Origin of the sequence: Streptomyces sp. NRRL F-5123, from assembly GCF_000721495.1 — a bacterium.
Classification (GTDB): Bacteria; Actinomycetota; Actinomycetes; order Streptomycetales; family Streptomycetaceae; genus Actinacidiphila.
The window spans coordinates 64,836-90,912 of sequence record NZ_JOHY01000006.1 but is presented as its reverse complement, the minus strand read 5'-3'; the positions used below and the strand labels follow the sequence as shown (position 1 = coordinate 90,912).

Annotated in this window: 21 protein-coding genes and 1 pseudogene; 11 read left to right on the top strand and 11 right to left on the bottom strand. The window is 74.7% G+C overall.

Going from position 1 to position 26,077, the window contains the following annotated elements; all coding sequences use genetic code 11:
- Nucleotides 1-12: 12 nt before the first annotated feature.
- Nucleotides 13-570 (bottom strand): GNAT family N-acetyltransferase, encoded by a 558-nt coding sequence (locus IH54_RS0107735; protein ID WP_031514187.1) that lies wholly within the window; start codon nt 568-570, stop codon nt 13-15.
- Between the two features lie 179 nt (nt 571-749).
- Entirely contained in the window at nt 750-1,283 is a 534-nt protein-coding gene (locus IH54_RS0107730; protein WP_031514186.1) for a pyridoxamine 5'-phosphate oxidase family protein, read from the bottom strand.
- 130 nt (nt 1,284-1,413) lie between these two features.
- Between IH54_RS0107730 and IH54_RS0107725 the strand changes: the two genes are divergently transcribed.
- Nucleotides 1,414-2,205, top strand: a complete 792-nt coding sequence (locus tag IH54_RS0107725) for a class I SAM-dependent methyltransferase (RefSeq protein WP_078862017.1) — start codon at nt 1,414-1,416, stop codon at nt 2,203-2,205.
- A 373-nt stretch (nt 2,206-2,578) separates the two neighbouring features.
- On the opposite strand, the gene IH54_RS0107720 is transcribed toward IH54_RS0107725, so the two are convergent.
- Nucleotides 2,579-3,469: an AMP-binding protein gene (locus IH54_RS0107720; RefSeq protein ID WP_234343400.1), complete on the bottom strand. Its 891-nt coding sequence runs from the start codon at nt 3,467-3,469 to the stop codon at nt 2,579-2,581.
- 557 nt (nt 3,470-4,026) lie between these two features.
- Here IH54_RS0107720 and IH54_RS0107715 point away from each other — a divergent pair.
- From IH54_RS0107715 to IH54_RS41430, 3 genes are all read left to right on the top strand, one after another.
- Nucleotides 4,027-7,041, top strand: a complete 3,015-nt coding sequence (locus IH54_RS0107715) for an AfsR/SARP family transcriptional regulator (RefSeq protein WP_063762250.1) — start codon at nt 4,027-4,029, stop codon at nt 7,039-7,041.
- A gap of 398 nt (nt 7,042-7,439) precedes the next feature.
- On the top strand, nt 7,440-7,604 hold the full coding sequence (locus IH54_RS45370; RefSeq protein WP_159011707.1) for a hypothetical protein: 165 nt from the start codon (nt 7,440-7,442) through the stop codon (nt 7,602-7,604).
- 407 nt (nt 7,605-8,011) lie between these two features.
- Complete coding sequence (locus IH54_RS41430; protein ID WP_052397184.1) at nt 8,012-8,719, top strand: hypothetical protein; 708 nt, start codon at nt 8,012-8,014, stop codon at nt 8,717-8,719.
- Between the two features lie 53 nt (nt 8,720-8,772).
- Here IH54_RS41430 and IH54_RS39460 read toward each other — a convergent pair.
- Nucleotides 8,773-11,148, bottom strand: a pseudogene (locus IH54_RS39460) (serine/threonine-protein kinase).
- A 240-nt stretch (nt 11,149-11,388) separates the two neighbouring features.
- Nucleotides 11,389-12,183 carry a VOC family protein gene (locus IH54_RS0107695; protein ID WP_031514175.1) on the bottom strand — a complete coding sequence of 265 codons (795 nt, stop codon included), beginning with the start codon at nt 12,181-12,183 and terminating at the stop codon, nt 11,389-11,391.
- Nucleotides 12,184-12,485: 302 nt separating this feature from the next.
- Here IH54_RS0107695 and IH54_RS0107690 point away from each other — a divergent pair, with 302 nt between their 5' ends.
- The 3 genes from IH54_RS0107690 to IH54_RS0107680 all read left to right on the top strand — a co-directional run bounded on the left by IH54_RS0107690 (nt 12,486) and on the right by IH54_RS0107680 (nt 15,360).
- Nucleotides 12,486-13,133 (top strand): TetR family transcriptional regulator, encoded by a 648-nt coding sequence (locus tag IH54_RS0107690; protein ID WP_031514165.1) that lies wholly within the window; start codon nt 12,486-12,488, stop codon nt 13,131-13,133.
- Between the two features lie 31 nt (nt 13,134-13,164).
- On the top strand, nt 13,165-14,067 hold the full coding sequence (locus tag IH54_RS0107685; RefSeq protein ID WP_078862016.1) for a trypsin-like serine peptidase: 903 nt from the start codon (nt 13,165-13,167) through the stop codon (nt 14,065-14,067).
- Nucleotides 14,068-14,178: 111 nt separating this feature from the next.
- A complete protein-coding gene (locus IH54_RS0107680) occupies nt 14,179-15,360 on the top strand; it encodes a flavin-containing monooxygenase (protein WP_031514161.1) in 1,182 nt (393 codons plus the stop codon).
- A gap of 78 nt (nt 15,361-15,438) precedes the next feature.
- On the opposite strand, the gene IH54_RS0107675 is transcribed toward IH54_RS0107680, so the two are convergent.
- Entirely contained in the window at nt 15,439-16,767 is a 1,329-nt protein-coding gene (locus tag IH54_RS0107675; protein WP_031514159.1) for an MFS transporter, read from the bottom strand.
- Between the two features lie 178 nt (nt 16,768-16,945).
- Between IH54_RS0107675 and IH54_RS0107670 the strand changes: the two genes are divergently transcribed.
- Nucleotides 16,946-17,893, top strand: coding sequence for a helix-turn-helix domain-containing protein (locus tag IH54_RS0107670; RefSeq protein WP_043180203.1), 948 nt, complete (start codon nt 16,946-16,948; stop codon nt 17,891-17,893).
- Nucleotides 17,894-17,964: 71 nt separating this feature from the next.
- Here the strand turns inward: IH54_RS0107670 and IH54_RS0107665 are convergent, their stop codons facing one another.
- Together IH54_RS0107665 and IH54_RS0107660 are read right to left on the bottom strand one after the other, a co-directional pair.
- Nucleotides 17,965-18,426 carry an ATP-binding protein gene (locus IH54_RS0107665; RefSeq protein ID WP_078862032.1) on the bottom strand — a complete coding sequence of 154 codons (462 nt, stop codon included), beginning with the start codon at nt 18,424-18,426 and terminating at the stop codon, nt 17,965-17,967.
- A 356-nt stretch (nt 18,427-18,782) separates the two neighbouring features.
- Nucleotides 18,783-19,151, bottom strand: a complete 369-nt coding sequence (locus IH54_RS0107660) for an STAS domain-containing protein (protein WP_031514152.1) — start codon at nt 19,149-19,151, stop codon at nt 18,783-18,785.
- A 300-nt stretch (nt 19,152-19,451) separates the two neighbouring features.
- Between IH54_RS0107660 and IH54_RS0107655 the strand changes: the two genes are divergently transcribed.
- Together IH54_RS0107655 and IH54_RS0107650 are read left to right on the top strand one after the other, a co-directional pair.
- Complete coding sequence (locus IH54_RS0107655) at nt 19,452-20,033, top strand: sigma-70 family RNA polymerase sigma factor (protein WP_052397182.1); 582 nt, start codon at nt 19,452-19,454, stop codon at nt 20,031-20,033.
- Nucleotides 20,030-21,388 (top strand): hypothetical protein, encoded by a 1,359-nt coding sequence (locus IH54_RS0107650; protein ID WP_031514149.1) that lies wholly within the window; start codon nt 20,030-20,032, stop codon nt 21,386-21,388. The genes IH54_RS0107655 and IH54_RS0107650 overlap by 4 nt, the downstream gene beginning before the upstream one ends.
- Nucleotides 21,389-21,493: 105 nt before the next feature.
- Here IH54_RS0107650 and purU read toward each other — a convergent pair whose 3' ends face one another.
- Nucleotides 21,494-22,369, bottom strand: coding sequence for a formyltetrahydrofolate deformylase (purU, locus tag IH54_RS0107645; RefSeq protein WP_031514147.1), 876 nt, complete (start codon nt 22,367-22,369; stop codon nt 21,494-21,496).
- 45 nt (nt 22,370-22,414) lie between these two features.
- Nucleotides 22,415-22,861 (bottom strand): SCO4402 family protein, encoded by a 447-nt coding sequence (locus IH54_RS0107640; protein ID WP_031514145.1) that lies wholly within the window; start codon nt 22,859-22,861, stop codon nt 22,415-22,417.
- A gap of 160 nt (nt 22,862-23,021) precedes the next feature.
- On the opposite strand from IH54_RS0107640, the gene IH54_RS0107635 reads away from it, so the two are divergent.
- Complete coding sequence (locus IH54_RS0107635; protein WP_043180138.1) at nt 23,022-24,281, top strand: ABC transporter substrate-binding protein; 1,260 nt, start codon at nt 23,022-23,024, stop codon at nt 24,279-24,281.
- A gap of 56 nt (nt 24,282-24,337) precedes the next feature.
- Here the strand turns inward: IH54_RS0107635 and IH54_RS39455 are convergent, their stop codons facing one another.
- Nucleotides 24,338-25,870 (bottom strand): hypothetical protein, encoded by a 1,533-nt coding sequence (locus IH54_RS39455; protein WP_052397181.1) that lies wholly within the window; start codon nt 25,868-25,870, stop codon nt 24,338-24,340.
- Nucleotides 25,871-26,077: the final 207 nt, after the last annotated feature.

Sequence of the window (26,077 nt, the reverse complement as noted above, 5' to 3'; positions counted from 1 at the left end):
CCGCCCGGCGTGCTACCGCGCCTGCGCCGCGCAGGCCGCCGCCTCCGGCCACGCCATCCGGTACTTCGCGGGGGTGCCGTTCAGCCGCGTCGGGTCGCCGCCGGGCGGGCCGACGAGCAGGGTCTCGACGTGGTCGGCGCCCATCGCCGCGTAGAAGGCCTGCGCGGGCGCGTTCTGCTCCAGCACCCAGAGGTGGAGGGCCGGGGAGGACGCGTGCGCGACCGCCTCGGCCGCGGCGCGGGCCAGCAGCGCGCGGCCCACTCCCGTACGCTGCCGGGCGGCCGTGACGTGCAGGTTGTCGACGAGGCTGCCCCACTTGGGGTCGTCGTCGAGGACGACGTGGACGAAGCCGAGGAAATCGCCGCTCGCGCCGTCCTCGGCCAGCACCGTGCGCGTCCCCTCGGGCGCGGCGAGGCGGCTTGACCAGACGGCGAGCCGGTCGCCCAGCACGTCGCCGTCCAGATACGCGTCGGAGTACGCCCCGCGGTAGTGGCGCCGCCAGCTGTCGGCGTGCAGCCGCGCCACCGCCTCCGCGTCGCCGGGTCCTGCGTAACGGAACTGCGGTGCCATGCCGCCCCCTTGTGCGTGCCGTGTCCATGAGCCGCCGCGCAGTCAACCGCACGGGCGCGCGGGGCGGCCAGTCGTTTGCGACCGGGGGCGCGGCCCGGGCTGATCGGACCATCGGCTCGTCGGGTCGTCAGCTCGCCGGCCTCCCCCGCTCCTCGCCCCCGCCCCCCGCTCGCCGCGCCTCAGCGGTCGAAGCGCCAGCGCGTCGCGCCCTCGGGAGCCTCGATGCCCAGGCCCACCGCCGTGTGGAAGACGAAGCGGTAGAGGTGCCACGGCCCCGGGCCCGCGCTCGGCGCGCTGAACGGCGCGGTGATCGCGTCGTCCGCGACCTCCGCCGGCCAGCCCAGCTCGCCGTACGCGGCGGCGATCCGCTCCAGCACCGCCGGATCCGTCACCCGGCGGGCCGTCCCGCTCAGCGTCACGTCCAGGTCCGCCAGCCGCACCGCGAGCGTGCACGCGGGATTCGCCGCGAGATTGCGGGACTTGCGGGTGCCGGGCCCGCTGGTGAAGTAGAAGTCGCCGTCGTCCCACAGCGCCCCGACGCCCGCCACGTGCGGGATGCCGCCGGGGCCCACCGTGCCCAGGAAGTACGACACCCCCGCGACGCGGTCCGGCCGCTTCGCGAGCCGGCTGCGTGCCCGCTCCCAGGCGAACGCCTCCGTCCCGTAGCCGACCCGGTCCAGGCTGACCGTCTCGTACGGCTGCACGTCCGCCATCGCGCCTCACCCTCACCTCTCGCAGAATCCGCGTCCGTCGGGAGTGCAGACACCTGCGGCGGCCGGAACTCATCGCTCACCGCGGAAAACCGCTCGCGGCCGCCGCGGCCCGGCTCGTAACGTCGCGCGGATGGGCGACCCCCGCGACCCCCGCGACCCCCGCTACTCCGGCAACCCCGGCAACCCCGGCAACCCCGGCGACCCCTGCTACGCGCATCCGCGCCTCGCCGCCGTCTACGACGCGCTCGACGCCGACCGCGGCGACCTCACCGCCTACCTGCGCATGGCCGAGGAGTTCGGCGCCCGCCGGGTGCTGGACATCGGCTGCGGGACGGGCGTGTTCGCGCTGCTGCTGGCCGCCCGCGGCATCGACGTCACCGGGGTCGACCCGGCCGGGGCGTCGCTGGACGTGGCAAGGGCCAAGCCGGACGCGGAGCGGGTGCGGTGGCTGCACGGCGACGCGGCGGACGTCCCGCCGGAGGGCGTTTTCGGCCTCGCGACGATGACCGGCAACGTCGCCCAGGGCATCGTCACGCCGGACGCCTGGACGCGGACGCTGCGCGGCGCGCACGCGGCGCTGCGGCCCGGCGGGCGGCTGGTCCTCGAGACGCGCGACCCGGCGCGGCGGGCGTGGGAGGAGTGGACGCCGGAGCTGACCCGCAGGGTGGTGCGCGTCCCGGGGGCGGGCCCGGTCGAGACGTGGCAGGAGCCGGTCGCCGTCCGCGCGGACCTGGTGACCTTCCGCAGCACGTACGTCTTCGCCGCGGACGGCGCGGTACTGACGTCGGACTCGACCCTGCGTTTCCGCGGCCGCGACGAGGTGGCGGCGGACCTGACCGCCCACGGCTTCACCGTGCAGGAGGTGCGGGACGCGCCGGACCGGCCCGGCAAGGAGTTCGTCTTCGTGGCCCTGCGCCCCTGAGCCGTGCCACACCCCGGCCACGACGCCCGCACCGCCCGGCTCCCGTACGCGAATCCGCAGTGCGCGTCGGCCGAGCACGCCCCCGCGCCCGCGCGGCGCCGGAGACAAGGTCGCCCCTGCGGCCCCGGCGCGGGGCCCCGACGCCCGCCGTCCGCGACGGACGGGCAGACCCCGGGCCCCGCGCGGGCAGAGCTCCTCCGGCTGTCCCCCGACCATGCCGGTCGGCCGCGCCCGTGCGGGTCCCGCGCGGCGCCGGAAGCAAGGTCGCCCCTGCGACCCCGGCGGCCGCCGTCCGCGCAGGCCGCCGCGGCCCACGCGGTGAGCGGCGGGCGCCCCCGGAGCACCCTCCCCGAAGTGGTGCCCCGAGGGCGGATCAGGTGGTGACGCGGACCGGGAGGAGGATGCGCCAGACGGCCTCCTCCAGGCCGTGCACGGCGGCGATCCAGCCGATGTTCTCCTCGTCCGTGCCGAGCCGTACGGCCTGGGCGAGTTCGGTGAGGACCTCGGCGAGGTCGCCGTGGTCCATGGCCGCCTCCAGGCGGCCGCCCGCGGCGCCGTCGTCGTGGTAGCGGTGGTACGCGGCCGCGCCGCGCAGGACGCCCACCGGCCGCCACTGCTGGGCCAGCCGCCACACCGGTTCGCCCGCGACGCGCACCCCGTCGGCCTCGACGACCTGGGTGCGGGCGCGGTCGACGGAGAGCGCGTGCCAGCCGTCGGTGCCGGTCAGGACGAGGTCGGGGGCGCAGCGCTCGACGGCGCGGGGCACGGCGTGGGTCGCGCCCGGGGCCGGCAGGACGAGCGGTATCGCGGCCATGCCCGCGTAGAGGCAGCCGAAGAACGCACCGGCCAGGTCCGGGCCCTCGGGGTAGACCAGCAGCACCTTGCTGCCGGGGCTGAGCGTCGCGCCCAGTCGGGCGGCGACGGAGCGGGCCCGGCGGTCGAGTTCGGCGAAGCTGATCCCGGCGGTGCCCGAGGCGACCGCCGCGGGGCCGCCGGGGCGGTCACCGGGCGGGGGTGCGAAGGGCAGGGCGGGAACGAGCGTGGGGTGCCGTTCCGCGCGCAGCCGCAGCATCGGGCCGGGGAGCCCGGCCGCGGCGCGGCGCGTACCGCCGCCTCCGCCGCCCTGGCGCGTCCGGCGCGGTCTGCTGTGCCTGCCGCCGCTCACCGCCGTGCTCTCCCGCGCCGCCGCGAAGGCCGGGTGCCCGTAGGTGTCCGGCGCGCCGCCCTCCGTGGCGTGACCGCCGGGCACGGCGGCGCCGGGCACGTACTCGTCGCGGACCCGGCGCCCCGCCGCGTACCCACCGGGCGCGCGGCCTCCGGCTCCGTACTCACCGCGAACGGACCCCGCGGACGCGTGCCGGCCGGACGCCCCGGGCTCGTACGCGCCGGGCTCGTACGCGCCGGCTCCGGGACCGGGGAAGCGGAGGACGCCGGCACCTCCGGTGTCCGGCTCCGCCCCGTACGAACCTCTCGCACGCTCCGCACATTTCGCACACATTGCGGCTCAACTACCCGTCTCGGCGCGGAAAGCCCCACGGTACGAACCATCCCCACACACCACAGCCTCCGCATTCGCACAGACGGAATCCCATATTCGGCAGAACTTGCGCCGCCCGGCCGGTTGGGAACCCGCATGGGGTGACCCCGGAGCTTCCGACACGGCAAACTGGCACGGACGGTGCCGAACCACCGGCTCCGCCAGGAGAGCGGCACGGACAACTGTTCCGTCCGGCGATGAATGATTGATATACGCGTGGGAGAGCCACCCGGTCCGGGGCATCCGCCCCGCCGAGCGGCTCGCGGCGGCTTTGGGGGCCATGGATGGGAAGCGGGTCCGAACCGGGCGACGGCCTGCGGTTCACGGTCCTCGGGCCGGTGCGCGCCTGGCGCGGCGGCGAGCAGATCAACACCGGCGCGCCCCAGCAGCGCGCGCTGCTGGCGGTGCTGCTGCTGCGCGGCGGGCGCACCGCCACCGCGGCCGAGCTGCTCGACGCCCTGTGGGGCGACTCGCCGCCCAACACCGCGCTCGCCGCCCTGCGTTCGTACGCCTTCCGGCTACGCAAGGCGCTCGGCTCGCAGACGCTGGTCACCGACTCCGGCGGCTACGCCATCCGGATCCCCGTCGAGGCGCTCGACTCCACCATGGTCGAGCAACTGGTGGGCGAGGCGGAGAAGATACGCCAGGCCGACCCCGCCCAGGCCCGCGAACTCCTCGTCAGCGCCCTGGGCATGTGGAGCGGCGAACCGCTGGCCGGGCTGCCCGGACCGTACGCCGAGACCCAGCGGTCGCGGCTCGCCGAGTGGCACCTCGGCCTCATCGAGGTGCGTCTCGAACTCGACCTGGAGCTGGGCGCCCACGCCGAAGCCGTCTCCGAGCTGACCGCCGTCACCGTCGAGCACCCGCTGCGCGAGCGGCTGCGCGCCCTGCTCATGCTCGCCCTCTACCGCAGCGGGCGGCAGGCCGAAGCCCTCGGCGTCTACGCGGACACCCGCCGGCTGCTCGCCGACGAGCTGGGCATCGATCCGTCGCCCGAGCTGACCGACCTGCACCAGCGCATCCTGGAGGCCGACGCCGGCCTCGCCCCGCCGCAGGGCGCGTCCGCCCCCGGCGCCCCGGAGATCCTGCGGCCCGCGCAACTGCCCGCCACCGTGCCGGACTTCACCGGCCGCACCGCCTTCGTGCGGGAGCTGGGCGAGCAGCTGGCCGGCGCGTCGGGGAGCGGCGGCGTGATGGCGGTCTCGGCCGTCGCGGGCATCGGCGGCGTCGGCAAGACGACGCTGGCCGTCCAGGTCGCGCACGAGGCCCGGGAGAACTTCCCCGACGGCCAGCTCTACGTCGACCTCCAGGGCACCAGCGCGGTGCCGTCGGAACCCGAGGCGGTGCTCGGCTCGTTCCTGCGCTCGCTGGGCCTGCCCGACGCGGCGATCCCCGACTCGCTCGCCGACCGCGCAGCCCTCTACCGCTCCACGCTGTCCGGCCGCCGCGTCCTGGCGCTGCTCGACAACGCCTACGACGCCGCCCAGATCCGGCAGCTGCTGCCCGGCACCCCGGGCTGCGCCGCGCTCGTCACCAGCCGGGTGCGGATGGTGGACCTGGAGGGCGCGCACCTGGTCGACCTCGACGTGATGTCGCCCGAGGAGTCGCTGCTGCTGTTCACCCGCATCGTCGGCGAGGAGCGGGCCCGCAGCGAGCGGCAGGCCAGCCTCGACGTCGTCGCCGCGTGCGGCTTCCTGCCGCTGGCGATCCGCATCGCCGCCGCCCGGCTCGCCGCCCGCCGCACCTGGACGGTGTCGGTGCTCGCCGCCAAGCTCGCCGACCACCGGCGGCGGCTGGACGAGCTGCGGGCCGGCGACCTCGCCGTCAAGGCCACCTTCGACCTCGGCTACGACCACCTCTCCGCCGCGCAGGCCCGCGCCTTCCGGCTGCTGTCGCTGCCCGAGGGCCCCGACATCTCGCTGGACGCCGCGGCCGCCGTCCTCGACCTGGACCGCTACGGGGCCGAGGAACTCCTCGAAGCGCTCGTCGACATCAGCCTCATCGAGTCCGCCGCGCCCGCCCGCTACCGCTTCCACGACCTGCTGCGCCTCTACGCGCGCGAGCGCGCCGAGGCCGACGAGAGCCAGGAGGAGCGCTGCGCGGCGCTCTCCCGGCTGCTCGACTTCTACCTCGGCTCGACGGCCTCCGCGTACGCGCTGGAGAATCCGGGCGACCGCGTCCTGGACCACCTGGCGCCGACCAGCCACCCCGGGCTCGTCTTCACCGCCCGGGAGGAGTCGCTGAACTGGCTCTTCACCGAGGCGCAAGGGGTGATGGCCGCCGTCCAGCAGGCCGCGGAGGGCGGCTGCGGCGGCTTCCTGCGGCGCGCGGCCGACCTGCTGCTGGCCGCCCAGGAACTGGTGGAGTCCGGCTTCTACGTGCGGCAGTACGAGCAGGCCGCGCGGGCACTGATCGGCGCGGCCCAGGACTGCGGTGAGGCGCTGGCGGAAGGGCGCGCGCACTACTGGCTGGGCATGCTGATGCGCTGCACGGGGCGCTTCGAGGAGGCGGAGGAGGAGACCAAGCGCTCCCTCATCCTCGGGCTGTCCGCGGAGGACCCGGTGGCGTGCGGTTACGCGGCGAACCTGCGCGGCATCCTCGCACTGCGCGGGCTGCGTTTCGCCGAGAGCAAGGACTACCTGAAGAACGCGCTCGAAGCCTTCCGGGCGGACGGCAACCGGCACGGCGAGGCGGCCGCGCTCAGCAACCTGGCGCGGGCGCAGGGGGAGCTGGGCGAGGCCGATTCGGCGCTGGCCGCCGCGGAGCGCGTGGTGGCGATCTACCGGGACATGGGCGCCGGCTTCCGGCTCGGCAACGGGCTCTACGCGATGGGCGTCACGCTCACCGCGACCGGCTCCTACGACCGGGCGCTCGCCTGCCTGACGGAGGCGCTGGAGATCTTCCGGACGGTCCGCCAGCGGCTGTGGGAGGGGCTGGCCCTCTACCGGCTGGGCCGGCTCCACCTGGCCGCCGGGAGCTACCGGCTGTCTGCCTCGCACGTCGAGCAGGCGCTGGTCGTCATGCGCGAGATCGGCGGCGAGTGGCGTACGGCCAACTCCCTCACCGTGCTGGGGCAGGCGCTCACGGGTATGGGCCAGCCGGTCCGCGCGCACGCCTGCTGGCACGACGCCCTCGCCACGTACACCGCGCTCGGCTCGCCGGAGGCGGCGCAGGTGCGGCGGCTGCTGGACGGGGAGGCGGGGGCGGGGAAAGGCGTGGGGCCCGCGGCCGGTTCCGGGCCGGGGGCCGGCGGCGCGGAGGGCACGGGAGCGGCAGCGGGGTCTGCCGCGGCGGGCTGAGGGCGCGGCGGGCCGTACGCGCGGCGGGCTGAGGGCGCGGCGGTACGGGCGCGCGCCGGGCTGAGGGCGCGGCGGTACGGGCGCGCAGCGGGCTGAGGGCGCGGCGGTACGGGCGCGCGGTACGGGCCGGGGTCCCGGGCGTTCAGCGAAGGCTGTGCCGCGGTGGCGACCGGCTCGCGGCGCAGGGGGCACGGCCCGCGCGCCGCCGCGTCCGACGTGCGCCTTCGGCTGCCCGGTGGGCGCCCGTATCACCCAACTGGCGGCGTTTATCAGTTGATTATCGGCGGCTGCCAGGATTCCATCACTGCACGAGCTGCCCGTCCGGCGGTGTACGGGGGTCGCTGCCGGGCGGGCGTCACGTCAGTAGTCCCCAAGCAGGACACACACAGGAGAGCACCATGAGCGCAGAGCAGCCGAAGACCCCGGTGACCGACGACGTCACCGCCGAGCCCGACAACTTCTACACCGAGGGCACGCCGGAGAAGTCCACCGCTCCGACCGTCAGCGACGGCGCGGGCACGGTCACGCCGAACAACGCCCACGCCGAGGGCACCAAGGCCTGAGACCTGCCGTCCGGGCACGGCGGTGCCCGGAGGGGACGGGAGATCGGGGGATCTCCCAGGGGGGAGCCCGAGGGCTGGGGGCCCGAGGGACATCAGGGGGAACAGCAGGACCACGGGGAGAGCCACGGGGGGAACGCCCGGGAGGGGGAAGCGTCCACGGTTCAGGGGACCGAGGATGCTCGCCCCGGGCGTAGGGGGCAGACCGGCCACAGCGCGGAGGGGACGCTGCGGCCGGTCTGCCCGTTTCTGCGTGCGGGGCGGGACGCGGCCCGTCTCTGCGCACGGGGCAGGACGCGTGAGGTGGATGGTGTTCGTGGGACGGCTGCGGCTCACGTGGCGTCTGCGCGGTGTGCGGCGTAGCCTCGGCCCCGAGGGGGCTGAGTACGCACAAGAGGCGGTGCCGTCGGATGCTCCGCAACATCTCCGGCTCGCTCCTCGCGCTCATCGGAGCGGTGCTCGCCGTCTGGAGCCCCTTCCGTATCTGGTACGGCGGGCGCCTCGGGTCCCGGATCCGGGTGGACGGCCTCTTCACCGGGGCCGGTGTCACACCGGATGACGCGGCTCTGCTCGGCTCCCTCTTCCTCCCGATGTCCTTCGCCGCCCTGCTCGCCCTGCTGGGGGTGCTCGCGCGCTCCCGGCTCACGGTGGGGGCGGCGGGGGTGCTGGTGCTGGGGGTGACGGTGCTGTGGATGGTCCGGCAGGGCCAGACCGCCGGATCGCTCACCGCCGGGGGTGACGGCATGGACGTGGGCGTGGCCGCGGCCGTCTCCGCCGGGGCACTCCTGCTGCTCGCCGCCGCGGCCTTCCCCCGCCGCCGGGCCCGCGCCCGGAGGGGCGGTGGCTCCCTCGCGGGGGACACCGTCGCCGGGGATACGTTCGCCGGGGGCGTCTTCGCCGGGGATACGTTCGCCGGTGACGCCTTCGCCGGTGACGCCGCGACCGCTGCCTGGCCGCCTCCGCCGGCGTACGCGCCGGGGGTGGGGATGCCGGAGGTGGTGCCGCCCGTACCAGCCGGGCCGCCGGTGGAGCCGGGGCCGCCGGTGGACGGCGACACCCTCACGCTGCCGCCGCCGGGTCTGCCGCTGGGACCGGGAACCGAGCCGGAGAAGCCATAGCCCTTCCGTCCACGGGGCAGAGCCTCAGGGACGGAGGCTCAGGGACAGGGCCGTCAGGAGCGGCGGGCCGCCGCCCCCGTACCCTTCGCCGCGTCCAGCGCGTAGACGCAGCGGTCGCGCGAGCTGGCGTAGACGACACCGTCCGCGCTCACCGGGGAGCCGGTGATCTCGCCGCCGGTCTCCAGCCGCCAGCGCAGCTGGCCGCCCTGCGCGTCCACCGTGTAGAGGCAGTGGTCGGTGGAGCCGAAGTGCACCCGGCCGTCCGCCACCGCGGGCGAGCCGACGATGTCGCCCTATGCGGCGAACCGCCACCGCGGGGTGCCCCCGGCCGCCTCCAGCGTGTAGAGGGCGCTGCCCGCGCCCAGGTGCACCGCGCCCGCGGCCACCACGACCGGCTCCACCGACTGCCGCGGCTCGGTGGCCACCCGCCAGCGCTGCCGCCCGTCGGCCGGGTCGAGTGCGTACACCGTGCCCAGGTGGTCGACGACGTAGACACCTCCGCCCGACGCCGCGGGGCCCGGTACGTGCGCGGGCGGCGCGAGTATCACGGCCGGTGCGTCGAAATGCCAGCGCTCGGCGCCGCTGCGGGCGTCCAGGGCCAGCACCCGGGTGCCCGCGGTCAGGAAGACGGTCCCGTCCGCGACCACCGGACGGGTCGGCACCGCGCCGCCCTGGCCCGGCCGCTCCACGGGGCAGGACCACATCCCGGCGCCGGTCAGCGCGTCCACCGCGTGCAGCTGACCGCCGCCGCGGTAGAGGACCGCCCGGCCGGCGACCGCCGGGCCCGATTCGGGCGTCTCGGACTCCGTCTGCGCCCCGCCGCGCTCCCACCGCAGGATGCCGCGGGCGGCGTCCCACGCCTGGACCCCGCCGCCGCGCGTGCCCGTCACCAGCGTCCCGGCGTCGGCGTGCACCGTGTAGACCCAGCCGTCGACGGGCGTACGCCACCGGTCGGAGCCGTCCTTCGCGTCCAGCGCGAAGAGACTCGGCCCGTCCGAGGCGTGGATCCGCCCGCCTTCCACGGCCATCGTCCAGGCGACGTCCCTGGTCTTGAACTCGCGCCGCCCCGTGGCCACGTCCAGCGCGTGCACCTCGAACGACGTGACGTACAGCAGCCCGTCGGACACCACCGGGGTGCCCCACACGTCGTTCGACATGCGGAACCGCCACGGGCGCCACTCCGCGGGGGCCGCCGCCGCGGTCTGCCCCTGCGGGGCCGGCACGGCCGGATCGCCCACGCGGTGCGTGCCACCCCTGCGACGCACCCACTCCGTACCGGGCGCGGCCCCGGTCGCCGCCTTGCGCTCGGCGGCGTCCGCGACGCGCAGGCCGGGCCCGATCGGCGCCGACCCGGCGAGCTGCACGGGCTCGGCGGGGCGGTCCCGGCTGTGCCGCCCGTGGTGCTCCTCGGCCTGCGCGGGCACCGGCGGCTGCGGCGGGCGCGGCGGCGGCCCGTGGTCGATCGGCACCTGCGGCCCGGAGACCGGGGCGGGGCGCGGGGGCTGCTGCGGCCGCCCGCCGTTCACGGGGTGCCCGCCGAGCCGGCGCTGTTCTATCAGCGCGACCGCGCCCGCCGGCAGCCAGGCGGAGGCCGTGCCCGTGTTGTCGTCGTTGCCGGTCGAGAACAGATGCGGGGCCAGCTGCGCCTGGAGGTCGGCCGGCGTGGGCCGCGCCTCGGCCTCCATCCGCATGCAGGACTCGATGAGCGGCCGCAGCTCGTCCGGCAGCCCGGTCAGGTCGGGCCCCTCGCGCAGCAGCATGAAGACGGTCTCGACCGGGTTGGCGCCGTGGAAGGGGGCGTGCCCGGTGGCGGCGAAGACGAGCGTGGAGCCGAGCGAGAAGATGTCGCTGGCGCCGCGCACGCTGCGGGAGTCGCGGGCCTGCTCCGGCGACATGTAGGCGGGGGTGCCGACCGCGACGTTGGTCATCGTCAGCCGGGTGTTGGACACCCCGGAGGCGATGCCGAAGTCGATGACCCGCGGGCCGTCCTCGACCACCAGCACGTTGGACGGCTTCATGTCGCGGTGCACCAGGCCGGCGGCGTGGATCGACTGCAGCGCCTCGGCGATCCCGGCGGCGAGCCAGCGCACCGCCTGGGCGGGCATCGGCCCCGCCTCGTTGACGATCTCCTCCAGCGACGGCGCGGGCACGTACGCGGTGGCGAGCCACGGCACGGCCGCGCGCGGGTCGGCGTCGACCACGGCCGCGGTGTAGAAGCCGGAGACGGCCCGGGCTGCCTCGACCTCACGCGTGAAGCGGACCCGGAAGAGCTGGTCCTCGGCCAGCTCGGCGCGTACGGTCTTGATCGCCACCCGGCGGCCGGAGGCCGAGCGGGCGAGATAGACCAGCCCCATGCCGCCGGCGCCGAGCCGTCCGAGCACCTCGAAAGGGCCGATCCGTCTCGGGTCGTGCTGCGTCAGCTGCTCCATCACTGCCCTTGCCACCTCCCCGTACCCGCGTTGTTGCGGCCGCGCTCCGCGTTCGTACGCCCTCGCCCTCCGCGGCCCGTTCCCCCGCGCCCACGCCAGGGTACGGAGCTGATTCTTCCTGGGAAGGGCGTCCGTTGCGAACCCGGGGCCGCCACGACACGCCCCCGGGGCGAACTCGTTATCATCCGCCTCCTGCGGCACCGCGCGCACCGCAACACACCGCGGCCCGCCCGGAGTCCGTCAACTCCCCTCCATGGAGCCGACCTTGCGCTCCCGGTCGATGATCGTGAAGGGCGTCCCCCGGTCGTCCGTGACGAAGGCGACCCGGCCCTGGGGCGAGTCCTGCGGCTCCCGCGGCACCTTTCCCCCGAGCCGGCGCACGGCCGCCACCGCCGCGTCGCAGTCCGCCACCGCGAAGTAGACCCGGAAGCCCTCGGGCACCTCGCCGGGGGTGTCCGCGCCGAGGGCCAGCCGGCCGCCGAACTTCCGCGCAGGGTCGGACGGCAGCGACCACACCGTGTAGTCGAAGTGCTGCCCGTCGCCGACCTGCTCGGCCCGGTAGCCGAAGACCGCCCCGTAGAAGCGGTCGACCTCCGCGGGCTCGCGCGTCCACGTCTCCGCCCAGCAGAAGGAGCCGGGCACCTCCGTGACACCGAAGCCCTGGAGGCCGCCGGCCTGCCACACCCCGAAGAGGGCGCCCGTCGGATCCGCGGCGCCGGCCATCACCCCCGACTCCCCCGCACCGTCCGGCCCGAACAGGAGGCGCCCGCCGGCCTCCGCGACGCGGGCGGCCGCCGCCTTCGCGTCCGGCGAGGCGAGATACACCGTCCACCCGGTGGCCGCGGCCGGATCGGGCGCGGGCATCAGCCCCGCCGCGGCCTTCCCGTCCCGCAGGGCGAGCGTGTAGTGGCCGAAATCCTCCCCCTGGTCCTCGAAATCCCAGCCGAACAGCTCCCCGTAGAAGCGCTTCCCGGCCGCGAGATCCGGCAGCGCGACATCGGCCCAGCAGGGCGCGCCCTCGTCGAATGCGGGCATCGTCCTCTCCCCCTTCTCTTCCGTTCCTGGCGTCCCGTCGGCATCCTCACCCGACATCAGTGATCTTGCCCACACGAACGCGGCACAATTCGAACATATGGTCAATTCTTCCCGGGCCGCCGACCCAGTCGCCGCAAACCAGGGCAAAAAGGTGCACGGGAAGCGCCTCCGGCGACCCCGGGCGCGTTCCGCTTAGCCCTCAGAAACCCGCACTGACCTGCGTCTTCCGTACCACCAGACCCCCCCTCCCCATTTGCACGCCGCCAGATCGCGCGCGGACCGCCCGCCGGTAAACTGACGGCATGACAGGACAAGTTCGCACCGTCGACGGACGTGTCGCGGGTCGCCGAGGGCAGGCGACGCGGCAGAAGCTGCTCGACTGCCTGAGCGAGATGCTCAGCACGTCGCCGTACCGGGACGTCAAGGTGATCGACGTCGCACGGATGGCCGGAACGTCACCGGCCACCTTCTACCAGTACTTCCCCGACGTCGAGGGCGCCGTCCTGGAGCTCGCCGACGAGATGGCGAAGGAAGGCGCGGGCCTGACCGACCTGGTCGCGGGCCGCTCGTGGGTGGGCAAGTCGGGCGCACAGGCGGCCGACGAGCTGGTCGACGGCTTCCTGGCCTTCTGGCGGAAGAACGACGCGATTCTCAGGGTCATCGATCTCGGGGCGGCGGAAGGGGATAAACGTTTCTCCAAAATCCGCACCAAGGTCCTGAACTCGGTGACGGGCTCGCTCACCGACTCCATCAAGGAACTCCAGGGCAAGGGCCGCGTCGACAAGGAGGTCAGCGCACCCGCCATCGCCGGCTCGCTGGTCACCATGCTCGCCGGGGTCGCCGCCCACCAGAAGGGCTTCACGGGCACCGGCGTCAAACAGGCCGACCTCAAGCCGAACCTGGCGCTGCTGGTGCACCTCGGGGTGACCGGCAAGAAGCCGCCCAAGTAGGCCGGGCGGATCCCGGCGGGTCCCGGCACCCATGCCGCACCGCACGCTGCCGGCGATCGCGTCCGCCGCGCTGCTGTGCGTGACGGCCCTGCTGTGGCCGGCGCACCACCCCGCCGCCCCGCCGGGCCGGCCGTGGACGGCGCAGGCCGCCGTGCGCTTCTGGACGCCCGAGCGGATGGCCGACGCGATGCCGGCGGCCGGCCGGGACCGGCTGCCGCCCGCCGTGCGCGCCGCCGCGGGTCCCGCGGCGGCCGAAGCCGTGGACGCCGCCGTCTACTTCGCGGGGCTGCCCACCGTGGGCGTCCTCTTCTCGGTCGGCCACGACCTGACGGCGCACCGCTGCACGGCGAGCGTCGTGCACAGCCCCGGCCGCGACCTCGTCCTCACCGCCGCGCACTGCAGGCCGGGTGCGGACATCGGCTTCGTCCCCGACTACCGTGCGGGCGCGGCCCGGCAGCCGTACGGGATCTGGGCGGTGGACGAGGTCTTCACCGACCCGCGCTGGAAACCGGACGACGACGCGGCCTCCGACCTCGACGTCGCCTTCGCCCGCGTGCTGCCCGGACCGCGAGGGCAGCGCATCGAGGAGGTCACCGGCGCCGACCGGCTGGCCCGCACCCCCGGCTACCGCACCCGCGTCACCGTCGTCGGCTATCCGAGCCGCGCCGGCGACCCGCACGACCTGCCGGTTATCTGCACGACCCGCACCGAGCGCCTCGACCGGCGGCGGCAACTGCGCATCGAGTGCGACGGCTTCGCGGGCGGCACCTCCGGCGGCCCGTGGCTGCTCGGCTACGACCCCCGCACCGGGACGGGCAGCGTGGTCGGCCTGATCGGCGGGCTGGACGGCGGCGGCCCCAACGACCGTATCTCCTACAGCCCTTTCTTCGGCGACGCCGTCCTCTCCCTCTACCGCGCCGCCACCCGCTCCTGACGCGGCCGATACCGCCCCGCGCCGGCAGGCGCAAGGAGACGACGGCCGGCGCGGCGGCACCCGTTACGCTCACGTCGCACCCAGTAGGCCGCAGCAGCACAGGAGTTCCGCATGTCCGCATCCACTCCACCCCCCACGGCAGCGGGCCAGGCCGCGACGCCGGACGCGATCGTGATCGGGGCGGGCCCCGGCGGCCTGGCCGCTGCCGCGGCGCTCCGCCAGCGGGGCGTCCGCCCGCTGGTCCTGGAGCGCTCCGAACGACTGGGTGCCTCCTGGCGCGGCCATTACGACCGCCTGCACCTGCACACCACCCGAAGACTCTCCGCCCTGCCGGGAATGGCGATACCCCGGGCGTACGGCCGCTGGGTGGGCCGCGACGACGTCGTGCGCTACCTGGAGCGGTACGCCGAGCACCACGCGCTCGACATCGCCACCGGCATCGCCGTGGACCGCGTCGAGCGGGGCGCGAAGGGCTGGGACCTGCCGGCCACCGGCGGCCGGGTGCTGGCCTCGCCGGTGGTCGTGGTGGCCACAGGCCACAACCACACGCCGTACGTGCCCGAGTGGCCCGGCCGCGACGCCTTTCCCGGCGAGTTGGTGCACGCCTCCCGCTACCGCAACGCCGGGCCGTACGCAGGCCGCGACGTGCTGGTCGTCGGGATCGGCAACACCGGCGCCGAGATCGCCGTCGACCTCGTCGAGGGCGGCGCCGCCCGGGTGCGGCTCGCGGTGCGCACCCCGCCGCACATCATGCGCCGCTCGACCGCGGGCTGGCCGGCCCAGGCGAGCGGGATCCTGGTACGGCGGCTTCCGCCGCGGCTGGTGGACAAGGTGGCCCCGCACGTGGAGCGGATGAGCGTGCCCGACCTGTCGCGGTACGGGCTGCCGCGCCCGGCGGAGGGGCTGTACGCGCGGGTGCTGGACGGCGCGATCCCGGTCCAGGACGTCGGGCTGATCGACGCGCTGCGGGCGGGACGCGTCGAGATCGTGGCCGCCGTCGACCGGTTCGAGGACGGCGAGGTGCTTCTCGCGGACGGTTCGCGCGTCGCGCCCGACGCGGTCGTCGCGGCGACCGGCTACCGGCGAGGGCTGGAACCGCTGGTCGGGCACCTCGGTGTGCTGGACGGGCGGGGGCGGCCGCTGGTGCGCGGGGCGCGGCAGCCGGAGGGCGCGCCGGGCCTGTTCTTCACGGGCTTCACCAACCCCGTCAGCGGGATGTTCCGGGAGATGGCGATCGACGCCCGCAAGATCGCCCGCGCGGCGGCCCGGCTGCTGGTGTCACTGCCCGGCTGACCTGCAACCCCGCAGAATTCGTTCGCCCGTTCGAGTGGTCGTCGGCGCATCGGGAACGGGCGGCGCACCGCGGTCCGTTCACACACCGACAGCCACCGCGACCGGAGCGGCGACCGGAGCGCGGCGGACCACCAGCGACATCAGCGCGGCCAGCGCGCACAGCGCACCGGAGGTGTACCAGACGGGATCGTACGTACCGAAGACATCGCGGGCCACACCGCCGAGATAGGCGACCAACGCGGCGCCGACCTGATGGGCTGCCAGCACCCATCCGAAGACGATCGCGCTGTCCTCGCCGAAGTGCTCGCGGCACAGGGTGATCGTCGGCGGGACGGTGGCCACCCAGTCCAGACCGTAGAAGACGATGAACAGCACCATCGGCGGATGGACGCTGTCGGCGAGCAGCATGGGGAGGAACATGAGGGAGATCCCGCGCAGGCCGTAGTAGACGGCCAGCAGGCGGCGCGGCGACAGGCGGTCGGTGAACCATCCGGAGGCCACCGTGCCGACGATGTCGAAGGCGCCGATCACGGCGAGCAGTGACGCCGCAGCGGTCACGGGCATGCCGTGGTCGTGCGCGGCCGGTACGAAGTGCGTCTTGACCAGCCCGTTGGTGGACGCCCCGCAGATCGCGAACGCTCCCGCGAGCAGCCAGAAGGTTCCGGTGCCCGAGGCCTGGCGCAGTGCGCGCAGCGCACGGCCGGCGGCGCCGGTGACCGGCGGCGGCTTGGGGACGAAGTCCGCGGCACCGTACGGGGCGAGGCCGACGTCGGCGGGGTGGTCGCGCAGCAGCAGCCAGACGAAGGGGACCACGGCGACCGCGGAGCACGCGACCGCCGCGGCGGCCGGCCGCCAGCCGTGGTTCTCGGTGATCCAGGACAGCAGCGGCAGGAAGACCAGCTGCCCCGCCGCCCCCGCAGCGGTGAGGACGCCGGTGACCAGGCCGCGGCGGGCGACGAACCACCGGTTGGTCACGGTGGCGGCGAAGGCCAGCGCCATCGAGCCGCTGCCGAGGCCGACCAGGACGCCCCAGCACAGGACGAGTTGCCACACCTGCGTCATGGAGACCGTCAGCGCCGCGCCGAGCGCGATGGTCAGCAGGGCGCAGACGACCACCTTGCGGATGCCGAAGCGGTCCATGAGCGCGGCGGCGAAGGGGGCGGTCAGTCCGTAGAGCGCGAGGTTGACCGAGACGGCCAGCCCGATCATCCCGCGCGACCAGCCGAATTCGGAATGGAGCGGGTCGATCAGCAGGCCCGGGAGGGAGGCGAATGCGGCAGCGCCGATGAGGGTGAGGAAGGTGACGGCGGCGACCGCCCAGGCGCGGTGCGGGCGCGGTCGACGGCCGGGAGCGGCCGCGCCGCCGACGGCGGGCGCGGGTGCGGTTGCGGGGGTTGTCTGCGTCACCGGGCCAGTCTCCGGTGGCGCACGCCGGGCAGCGAGTGGCCCGATGGCCATGATGTGCAAGGATCGGGCCATGAGCCGAACCGAGGACCGAGCCGGCAGCACGAATGACCCGAGCGGCACGAGCAGCGGCACCGGCGTCTTCCGCCGGCCCGGACGCCACCGGGTCGCGGTGTTCGCCATGGACGGCGTGATCCCGTTCGAACTGGGCATCCCGCACCGGATCTTCGGCGCGGCCCGCAGCGCGGAGGGCGTGCCGTACTACGAGACGGTGACGTGCGGCCTCGCGCCGGGGCCGGTGCGGACGGACGCCGACTTCCCCATCGTGGTGGCGCACGGCCCGGAGGCGCTGGCGCAGGCCGACACGGTGGTGGTGCCCGCGTCGCACGAGGTGGGCCCGGCCTACGAGGGCGGGGTGCTGAGCGCCCCGCTGGCCGGGGCCGTCGCGGCGATACGGCCGGGGGCACGCGTGGTGTCGATCTGCACCGGCTCCTACCTGCTGGCGGCCGCGGGACTGCTGGACGGGCGGCGGGCGACGACCCACTGGATGCACGCCGACCACTTCCAGCGGCTCTACCCGCGGGTCACGGTGGATCCCGACGTGCTCTACGTGGACGACGGGGACGTGCTCACGTCGGCGGGCGTGGCCTCGGGCATCGACCTGTGCCTGCACATCGTGCGCCGCGACTGGGGCACGGCGGTGGCGAACAGCGTCGCGCGCCGCACCGTGGTGCCGCCGCACCGCGAGGGCGGGCAGGCGCAGTTCATCCGCAGGCCGCTGCCCGAGCCGCAGCTCGCGAGCACCGAGCGGGCCCGGGCGTGGGCCCTGGACCGGCTCGACCAGCCGCTCACGCTGCGGCAGTTGGCCGAGCGGGAGTCGATGAGCGTGCGCACCTTCACCCGGCGCTTCCGGGAGGAGGTGGGCATGAGCGCGGGCCGCTGGCTGACCCAGCAGCGGGTCGAACTGGCCCGGCAGCTGCTGGAGTCGACCGACCTGAGCGTGGACCGGATCGCCGGGAAGGCCGGCTTCGGCACCGCCGCCTCGATGCGGCAGCACCTCCAGCTGTCGCTGGGCGTGTCGCCGACCGCGTACCGCCGCACCTTCCAGCCGGCCGGGCCGCCGCGCTGACCGGGCCGGGGCGAAAGCCTCGGACGGGGCCCCGGCGCGTGGGCCGGGCATCCGGGGCCGAGGTGGCGGCGTCAGGTCAGGGCGGCCGCGCGCAGGGCCCGGTCGCCGAGGCCGGCCTGCGCGGTGCAGCCGGCACCGGCGCCGCGGTCGACCTCGCACCAGATCCGCTTGCCCGCGCCCTCCGGCTGCCACCCCCACCGGTCGGCGAGCCCGTCGACGAGTTCCAGACCGCGGCCGCCGGTGTCGTCCTTGCGGGCGTGCCGCGGGGCGGGCGGGGTGTCGCTGGAGTCCGCGACCTCGACGCGTACCGGGGCCGCGGGCGCGGAGGAGAAGAGCATCCGCAGCACAGCGGGGCAGCCGGTGTGCACAACGGCGTTGGTGACCAGTTCCGAGATGAGCAGGATCAGCGTCTCGGCCACCGGCTCGTCGGCGCCTATCCCCGACCTGACCAGCCGCGACCTCGCCCAGCGGCGCGCCCGCCCCACTTCCGCGGGGTCGACGCCCACCTCCAGTTGCACCTGCAGCATCTGCACGTTCACACCATCCGAACCGGCGGACACCGGACTTCATGCCTCCACGGAATCACCGTGCGTGATTCCGGGTCCCCACAGCATGATCGACCGTCCGTCACCCCAACAAGCGCTTCCGTCATATTCCAGCGCAACGGAGCACGCGTGATGCATACTGTGCCCCGCGTCGCGCCGGTCGGCCGACCAGGGCTCACCGCCACCCGGCGGCACCGGGCGGCAGTCCGGGACCAGGGACGTACGCGCACCCGATGGAGCGTACCCGAGGCAGGAGCCGACTCCACGGTGTAACAAGTCACGCATCGGACACAACTCCGAGCGGACGCTCCGTAATCGGACGTCACGGGCAGTCGGCGGGGCGGTCAGGCGCTCAGCGGCTGGGCGGAATCGTCGGTCGCGGCGGCCAGATCGGGGTAGACCTCGAACAGGCGGCGCACGCCGAGGGCCGCGAGAACCCGGTTGACGTGCGCGCCCTCGTCCGCCGCCGGGCCCCCGGCGGGCAGCACGATGCGCAGCCGTCCGGCGCACGACCGCATCAGCCGCCGGGCGCCGATCAGCACGCCCACCCCGCTGGAGTCGCAGAAGCGCACCTCGGTCAGGTCGAGCACCACGCTGCGCCGCCCGTCCGCGACCGCGTCGTGCACCTGCTGGCGTACCGCGGGGGACGAGACCAGGTCCATCTCGCCCGTGACCGTCACCACCACCCAGCCGTCTCGTTCGGCCCGGGTCACCAGCACAAGAGCGCACCTCGCCTCGCGGTCGGCGCCACCGCCGGCCTCGCTGCCGGCCTCACCGCCGGTGCCGGCGTCGGTATCAGCTTCGTCATCACAAGGACCCTATGCCCGTTCACAGCCGTAACCCTGCAATCTTCCGGTCACACCCGCATAACAGACCGACAGAAGCGATCACATGAGGGGCCAGGTTGGTGCAAAGGGACGCATGCCGCGGTACCCGGCGGGTACGGTCGGGAGGAACGGCCACCCGGCCGGCACGGTGGCTGTGATGCAAGGGCGAGGCGAAGGGGGCGGCAGATGACGACACCCGCACCGCCGCGCTGGGACCGCAAGATGCAGCAGCGGCTGGCGCGCGGCGAGGAAGCGGCGCTGGGCGAACTCTACGACCGCTACGCCTCGATGGTGCACAACCTCGCCTACCGGGTGCTCGACGACGACGAGGCGGCCGACCAGATCACCCGCGAGGTCTTCGGCTACGTCTGGGAGAATCCCGACGACTACGACCCCAAGCACAGCTCGCTGCGCTCCTGGCTCGCCGCCCTGACCCAGCGCCAGTCCGTGCACCGGCTGCGGCAGTACGCCAGCCGCGGCCACTCCACCTCCGACGAGGTCGAGGCGCGGGTCCGCGAGGCCAACACCGCCGCCCGCGCCGACTTCATCGTGACCTCCATGCCCGCCCCGCTGCGCGACGCGCTCGAACTCGCCTACCGCGAGCGGCTCGACTACCGCGACGCCGCCGCCGGTCTGGGGGTGAGCGCCGACGAGTCGCGCCGCCGGCTGCGGCTGGGCCTGCAACTGCTGTCCACGGCCATGGAGCCCGGCGAGGTCCGGCAGGCCCGGCTCCCGGCCGCCGCGCCGGACCACCGGGGGCAGCCGTGAGCGGCGCGGCCTACAGCAACGGAGGCGGCCCGCACGGCGGCGACGGCGACGAGGACCTGCCCCGCGTGCCGCAGCAGCGGGACCAGCCGGGCGCCCCGTGCCCGTTGCCGCCCGGCCCCTACGACCACGACGCGTACGGCCCCGCGCCGGCGCCCGAGCCGGAGGCCCGGCTGCCGCTCTACGACCACGGCACCCTCAAGTCGCTGCTCGGCGCCTGGGCGCTGACCGCGTGCTCGCGCGACGAGGCCCTCGCGGTCGAGGTGCACCTCACCGACTGCGCCGCCTGCGCGGAGGAGGCCCTCCGGCTGCGGGACGCGGTCGGCCTGCTGCACCACGAGGAGCCCCTCGACCTCGACCCGCTGCTGCGGGCCCGGGTGCTGGAGGGCTGCCTGGGCCGCCGCCCGGCCCGTATCCCGGTGCCCGAGTGGGCCGGCCCCTACGACGCCGAGGCGGCCCGGCTGGACGCGCTGCTGCGCGACCTGGGCGAGACGTCCTGGCAGGAGCCGGTGAGCTTGCGCTGGTACGACAACGGCCCGGTGACCAGGAATGCCACCGTCGGCGAGGTCATCGCCCATCTGACGTCGGTGGACGGCCTCGTCGCCGTCGCCCTCGACCTGTCCGACGCGCGCCTGCCCGACGGCACGGGCGGCACCGGCGGCACCGGGGCCGAGGAGGACGCCGAGAGCGCGGAGTTGCCGCTCGACGCGGTCGGGCGGACCGAGGCGCTGTGGGCGGCGCAGCGGGCCGCGGCCGCCGAGAGCCCGGGCGCTCACGCCGCGCGCTCCGCCGAGCTGCGCGACACCTGGCGCGGGCAGAGCCACGCCCTGCTGCGCACGGTGTCCTTCGCGGGCGCCGGGGCCGCGGGGATAGCCGTCGACTTCGGGTCCGTCTCGATGCCCCTCCAGGACGCCTTCGTGGACCGGGCCTTCGAGTGCTGGATCCACGCCGCGGACATCGCCGAGGCGGTGGCGTATCCGTACGACCCTCCGGCGCCGCGCAACCTGAACCGGATCATCGACCTGGCCGCGCGGATGCTGCCGGGCGCGCTGGCCTCCAGACGGCGGCAGGGGCTCGCGGCCTCCCAGGCCCGGCTGGCCGACGCGGGCGCGCCGGGGCGCTCGCTGTTGCTGCAGATCGACGGCGCGGGCGGCGGCCGGTGGTGCCTGCCGCTGGACTCCCCGGGCGCGGTCGCCTCGCAGGACCACGCCGTCGCCGAGGTGGCCATGGACGGCGTCGAGTTCTGCCAGCTCGCGGCGGGCCATCTGGACCCGGAGCGGATCGCGATCGGGCTGCACGGCGACCGCGATGTCGTACGGGACGTGCTGTACGCAGCGGCGTCGCTCTCCCGGCTCTGAGGGCGCGGCACCCCGGCCTCGGGCGAGCAGCCCTCGGGCGAAGGACCTCGCACGAGGCGCCTCAGGGCAACGGGTTCCAGGGCGACGGGCCTCAGGCGAGGCGCATCAGGCGAAGACGACCGTGCGGCTTCCGTTGAGCAGCACCCGGCGCTCGCTGTGCCATTTCACCGCGCGGGCCAGCGCCTGGCACTCCACGTCCCGCCCCAGGGCGACCAGCTGCTCGGGGGTGACCGCGTGGCCCACCCGCTCGACCTCCTGCTCGATGATCGGGCCCTCGTCGAGGTCGGCCGTCACGTAGTGCGCGGTCGCACCGATCAGCTTCACACCGCGGTCGTGCGCCTGGTGGTACGGCTTGGCGCCCTTGAAGCTCGGCAGGAACGAGTGGTGGATGTTGATGATCTTCCCCGACAGCTCCCGGCACAAACCGTCGGACAGCACCTGCATGTAGCGGGCGAGCACGACCAGCTCCACGCCCTCCGCGCGCACCAGCTCCAGCACCCGTGCCTCGGCCTCCGCCTTGGTCTCACGGGTGACCGGGATGTGGTGGAAGGGCACCCCGTAGGAGCCCGAGAGCTCACGGAAGTCGGTGTGGTTGGAGACCACCGCGGCGATCTCCACCGGCAGGGCGCCGATGCTCGCGCGGAACAGCAGGTCGTTGAGGCAGTGCCCGAACTTGCTGACCATGAGCACGACGCGCATGCGCTCCGCTGCCGGGTGGATCTGCCAGTCCATGTGGTAGGCGCCGGCGATCGCCGCGAAGCTGGCGCGCAGCTTCTCCAGGTCGACGGGCGGCTCGGCGGAGAAGCTCACGCGCATGAAGAACAGGCCGGTGCCGCGGTCGCCGAACTGCTGGCTGTCCACGATGTTGCAGCCGGTCATGAACAGGTAGCTGGACACTGCGTGCACGATGCCCTGTTTGTCCGGGCAGGACAGCGTCAGGACGTACTGCGGGTCGGCGGGCTGCCGCGACTGTTCGGTCACTTGGTCAGCCTCGCACACCCGGCCACCGGCGCGCCGCCATGTCCGTCACGCGGACCTGGTGTAGATGGCGAGCACTTCCAGCGAGCGCGGCGCGATGTCCGGGTCCTCCCCGTCCGCCCGCGCCATGAGCGCATGGGCGTCCCGTGCGGCACGGACCGCGTCGGGCCAGCCGTCGTGTTCCAGATACGCCGACGCGGGCGCGTCCGCACCCACCTGGTGCAGGATCTTCAGCACCCGCAGCACCGCGACGTCGACGAGCGCCGCCTCCTGGGCGTCGCGGAATATGGTGCCGACGTACTTGTCCGCCGACCAGTTGTCGAGCCAGGTGTCCTCGACCAACCGGTAGACGGCGTCGGTGACGTCCCCGTAGCCCGGCAGACCGGCCTGCCACACCTCGCGCTGGAAGACCGGATCGCTGATCATGTGCAGCGCCGAGCGCACATTGCTGCGCCAGCGCCACCACGGCATGTCGTTGACAGGCATGCCTCCCATCGTGGAGGAGACACGGCCGCGGCGGGAAGACTTCTCGGAACCTTGCACGGCGGGCAATCGTACGCAGTCGAACTGCGCCACCTGTAATTCACCTGAAAGTGACCGCCCGTTCGCGCGCGATAACCCTGACGTTGGGCGCGGACCACCATCTTCCGTAACCATGACCGAAAGGCGCATACGCAGGGTTCGCCACGCCGTCGTCCCGCTGCTGGCCACAAGTGCGCTGCTCAGTGGGTGCGGCGTGCTTCCCGGCGGCTCGGGGGGCTCCCAGGGGCCCGTCGTGGTGATGACGTGGGCACCGCAGGGGACGAGGGCCACGAACATGCCGGGCATGGTGGCCATGGCCCAGGCGTTCGAGAAGTACGTCAACGACAACGGCGGGCTGAACGGCCGCAAGCTCAAGGTGCTCACGTGCAACGCGCGCAACGACGCCGTCGCCGTGTCGAACTGCGTGCAGCAGGCCGCGGACGCGCACGCGGTCGCCGTCGTCGGCTCCTACAGCGAGCAGGGCCGGGCCTTCACCTCCGCACTCGCGTCGAACGACATCCCGTACATCGGCGGCTACGGCATCACGCAGGACGAGTACCTCAGCCCGCTGTCGTACCCGGTCAACGGCGGGCTGCCGGCGCTGCTCGCGGGCAGCGGGGAGCAGCTCGCCGAGAAGTGCAGGAAGGTGGCGCTGGTGCGCCCCGACTCGATCACCGGCGACCAGTTCCCGATCTTCCTCGACCAGGGCCTGAAGTCCGGCGGGCACGCGCCCGCGCGCGACCTGCTCGCCAAGGACGACGCCACCGAATACTCGGGCGTCGCCGCGCAGGCGGTGGACGACGACAAGGCGAGCGGCTGCGTCTCGGCGGTGCTCGGCGACCACACCAGCACCTTCTTCGACTCGCTGCGCCGGCTCGGCGACGAGAAGCCCAAGGTGCAGCTCTCGTCGGTCATCGGCAGCGTGCAGCAGTCCCTGGTGAACGCCACCGGCGGCGCGAACAGCCCGCTGGAGGGCGCGCTCGTCACCGACTGGTACCCGCCGGCGTCCGACCCGAAGTGGGCGGAGATGAAGTCGGTCGTCGACAAGTACGCCTTCTCCGACGACCGGATCGACGTCGCCGACCCCGGCGTGCAGACCACCTGGATCGCCTACACCGCCTTCACCGAGGTGATCAGGGCGATGGACAAGGACACGGCGGTGACCTCAAGGAGCGTCCAGCGGGCCTTCGACGGCACCACGGGGCTCTCCACCGGCGGGCTCACCCCCGATCTCGGCTGGACCGAGAACGATCTGCTCAACCTGCCCGACCACATCCGGCTGAGCAACGCGAAGGTGACCTACCAGGTGATCACCAGGGGCCGGCTGGTGCCGCAGAAGGCCGGATTCGTGGACGTCGCCCCGACGCTGCGGACGGCGACCGGCATCGGCTGACAGCCGGGCGGGCAGGACCGGGCCGGACCGCGGGGGCGGCCCGGCCCCTGCGGGGGTCAGAGCTGGCTGTACTGGCGCTTGGTGAGGCCGTACGTGTCGGCGATGGAATTCCACAGCTTCACGGCGGCCTTCTTCTGGGTGGTGGCCGTGCCGCTTTCCTTGGCGCCTGCCTGCGACTCCCCGGTGTTGCGAGCGTGGCCGCCCTTGCAGACATCGGCGTTGCCCGCCGCCTGGTCGGCCCATGCCGCGTAGTGGCTGTCGGCGGACGCGGACGCCTTCCAGGCCTTGGTCAGCGCCGTGGTCAGCTCGTCGTGCTTGGGGAGCTTGTCGACGGAGAGGGCGCCGAGCCGGGTGACCAGGCCGTCGCGCTGGGTCGCGGCGGCGCGCAGGTCGGCGGCGGAGCCGGGGAGGTTCTTGCAGCCCCTGATCGATTCGACCGCGCTGACCACCGAACTGCGGCTCGCACCGCTGGAGGCCAGCAGCGCGTCGAGTGCCTGGGCCTGCGCCTCGGCCGTGTCGGCGCCCGCGCCGGCCTTCTTGCCGTCGCCGCCGGCCGTGCCGCTCGGGGTGCTCGCGGCGGTCGCGGACGGCCGGTCGGCGTCGGCGTTCGCCTTGCCCCCGCCGCCGCTCATCATGCCCCCGACGACGAGGCCGGCCACCACGCAGCCCGCCACGACGATGCCGATGAGCACCTTGGGCGAGATCCGGCGGCCGCCGTCGTCCTCGCCGTCGTCCGCGTAGCCGTCGTAGCCCTGGTGGCCGCCGTCGCCTTGGCCCTGCTGCCACTGCCGGCCCGGGTGGCCGCCCTGCTGCGAGCGGCTGTCGTGCGGCTGCAGGATGCGCGGGCGCATCGGCTCGGGGCCGGGGACGTCGCTGCGGAAGAGGTGGTCGTAGTCGCTGTCCGGCTGCACGGGCTGCTCGAAGGCGGCCGGGTCGGTGTACTGCTGCTGCCCGCCGTACGACTGCTGGTCCGGATAGAGCGCCTGGCCGGGGTACTGGGCCTGGTCCGGGAACTGCTGCGGGGCGGCTGCGGGGCTGCCGTACTCGTCGTAGCCCTGCTGCTCCCGGAAGACCGCCAGCGGCTGGGTGGCCTCGGCCGGCGCGGGCTCGCCGGGGCCGCCCGCCGGATAGGGCGGCAGCATCTGCGTGGCCTCCGCGGGCGGCGCGGGCTCGCCGGGGCCGCCCGCCGGATAGGGCGGCAGCATCTGCGTGGCCTCCGCGGGCGGCACGGGCTGTACGGGCGGCTGCGGCGCCTGGCCGGGGAAGAGGCCCGGCGCGGGCGGCTGCGGGACCTGGCCCGGGAAGGGCGCGGGGGGCTGGGCGGGGGCCTGCGGCGGGGCCGCGGGTATGGGCGGCGGTGCGGCGGCAGGACCCGCGGCCGGGTAGGGCGGCAGCATCTGGGTGGCGTCAGCGGCCTCCACGGGCTGCTGCGGGAGCTGCGGCGGCATGCCCGGGGCAGCGGCCGGGTCGCCCCACGGAGTGCCCGGAGCGGGCTGCGCGTGCCCTCCGTAGGCCTGCTGCTGCCCGGTGGGCTGGACGGCGCCTGAGTACGGTTCGGGCGTTTCCTCGCCGCGTCCGCTGCTGTGCATCGCCGTTGACTCCCGCCTTCACCAAGTGTCGGACGAGCGCACACGCTACCCGGTGAACGCGGAAGGGGGCCATGGACCCGAACGCGTGAGCGCCCGGGGGCGGGGCGGGCCGGTGGTCCGGGGCGCCGCGGAGGGCCGCGGCGCCGGGATTTCCAGCGCTTTGGGCGCGCCGGTGAAAACGGTGTCGGTACGGTAACGATTCGGTGT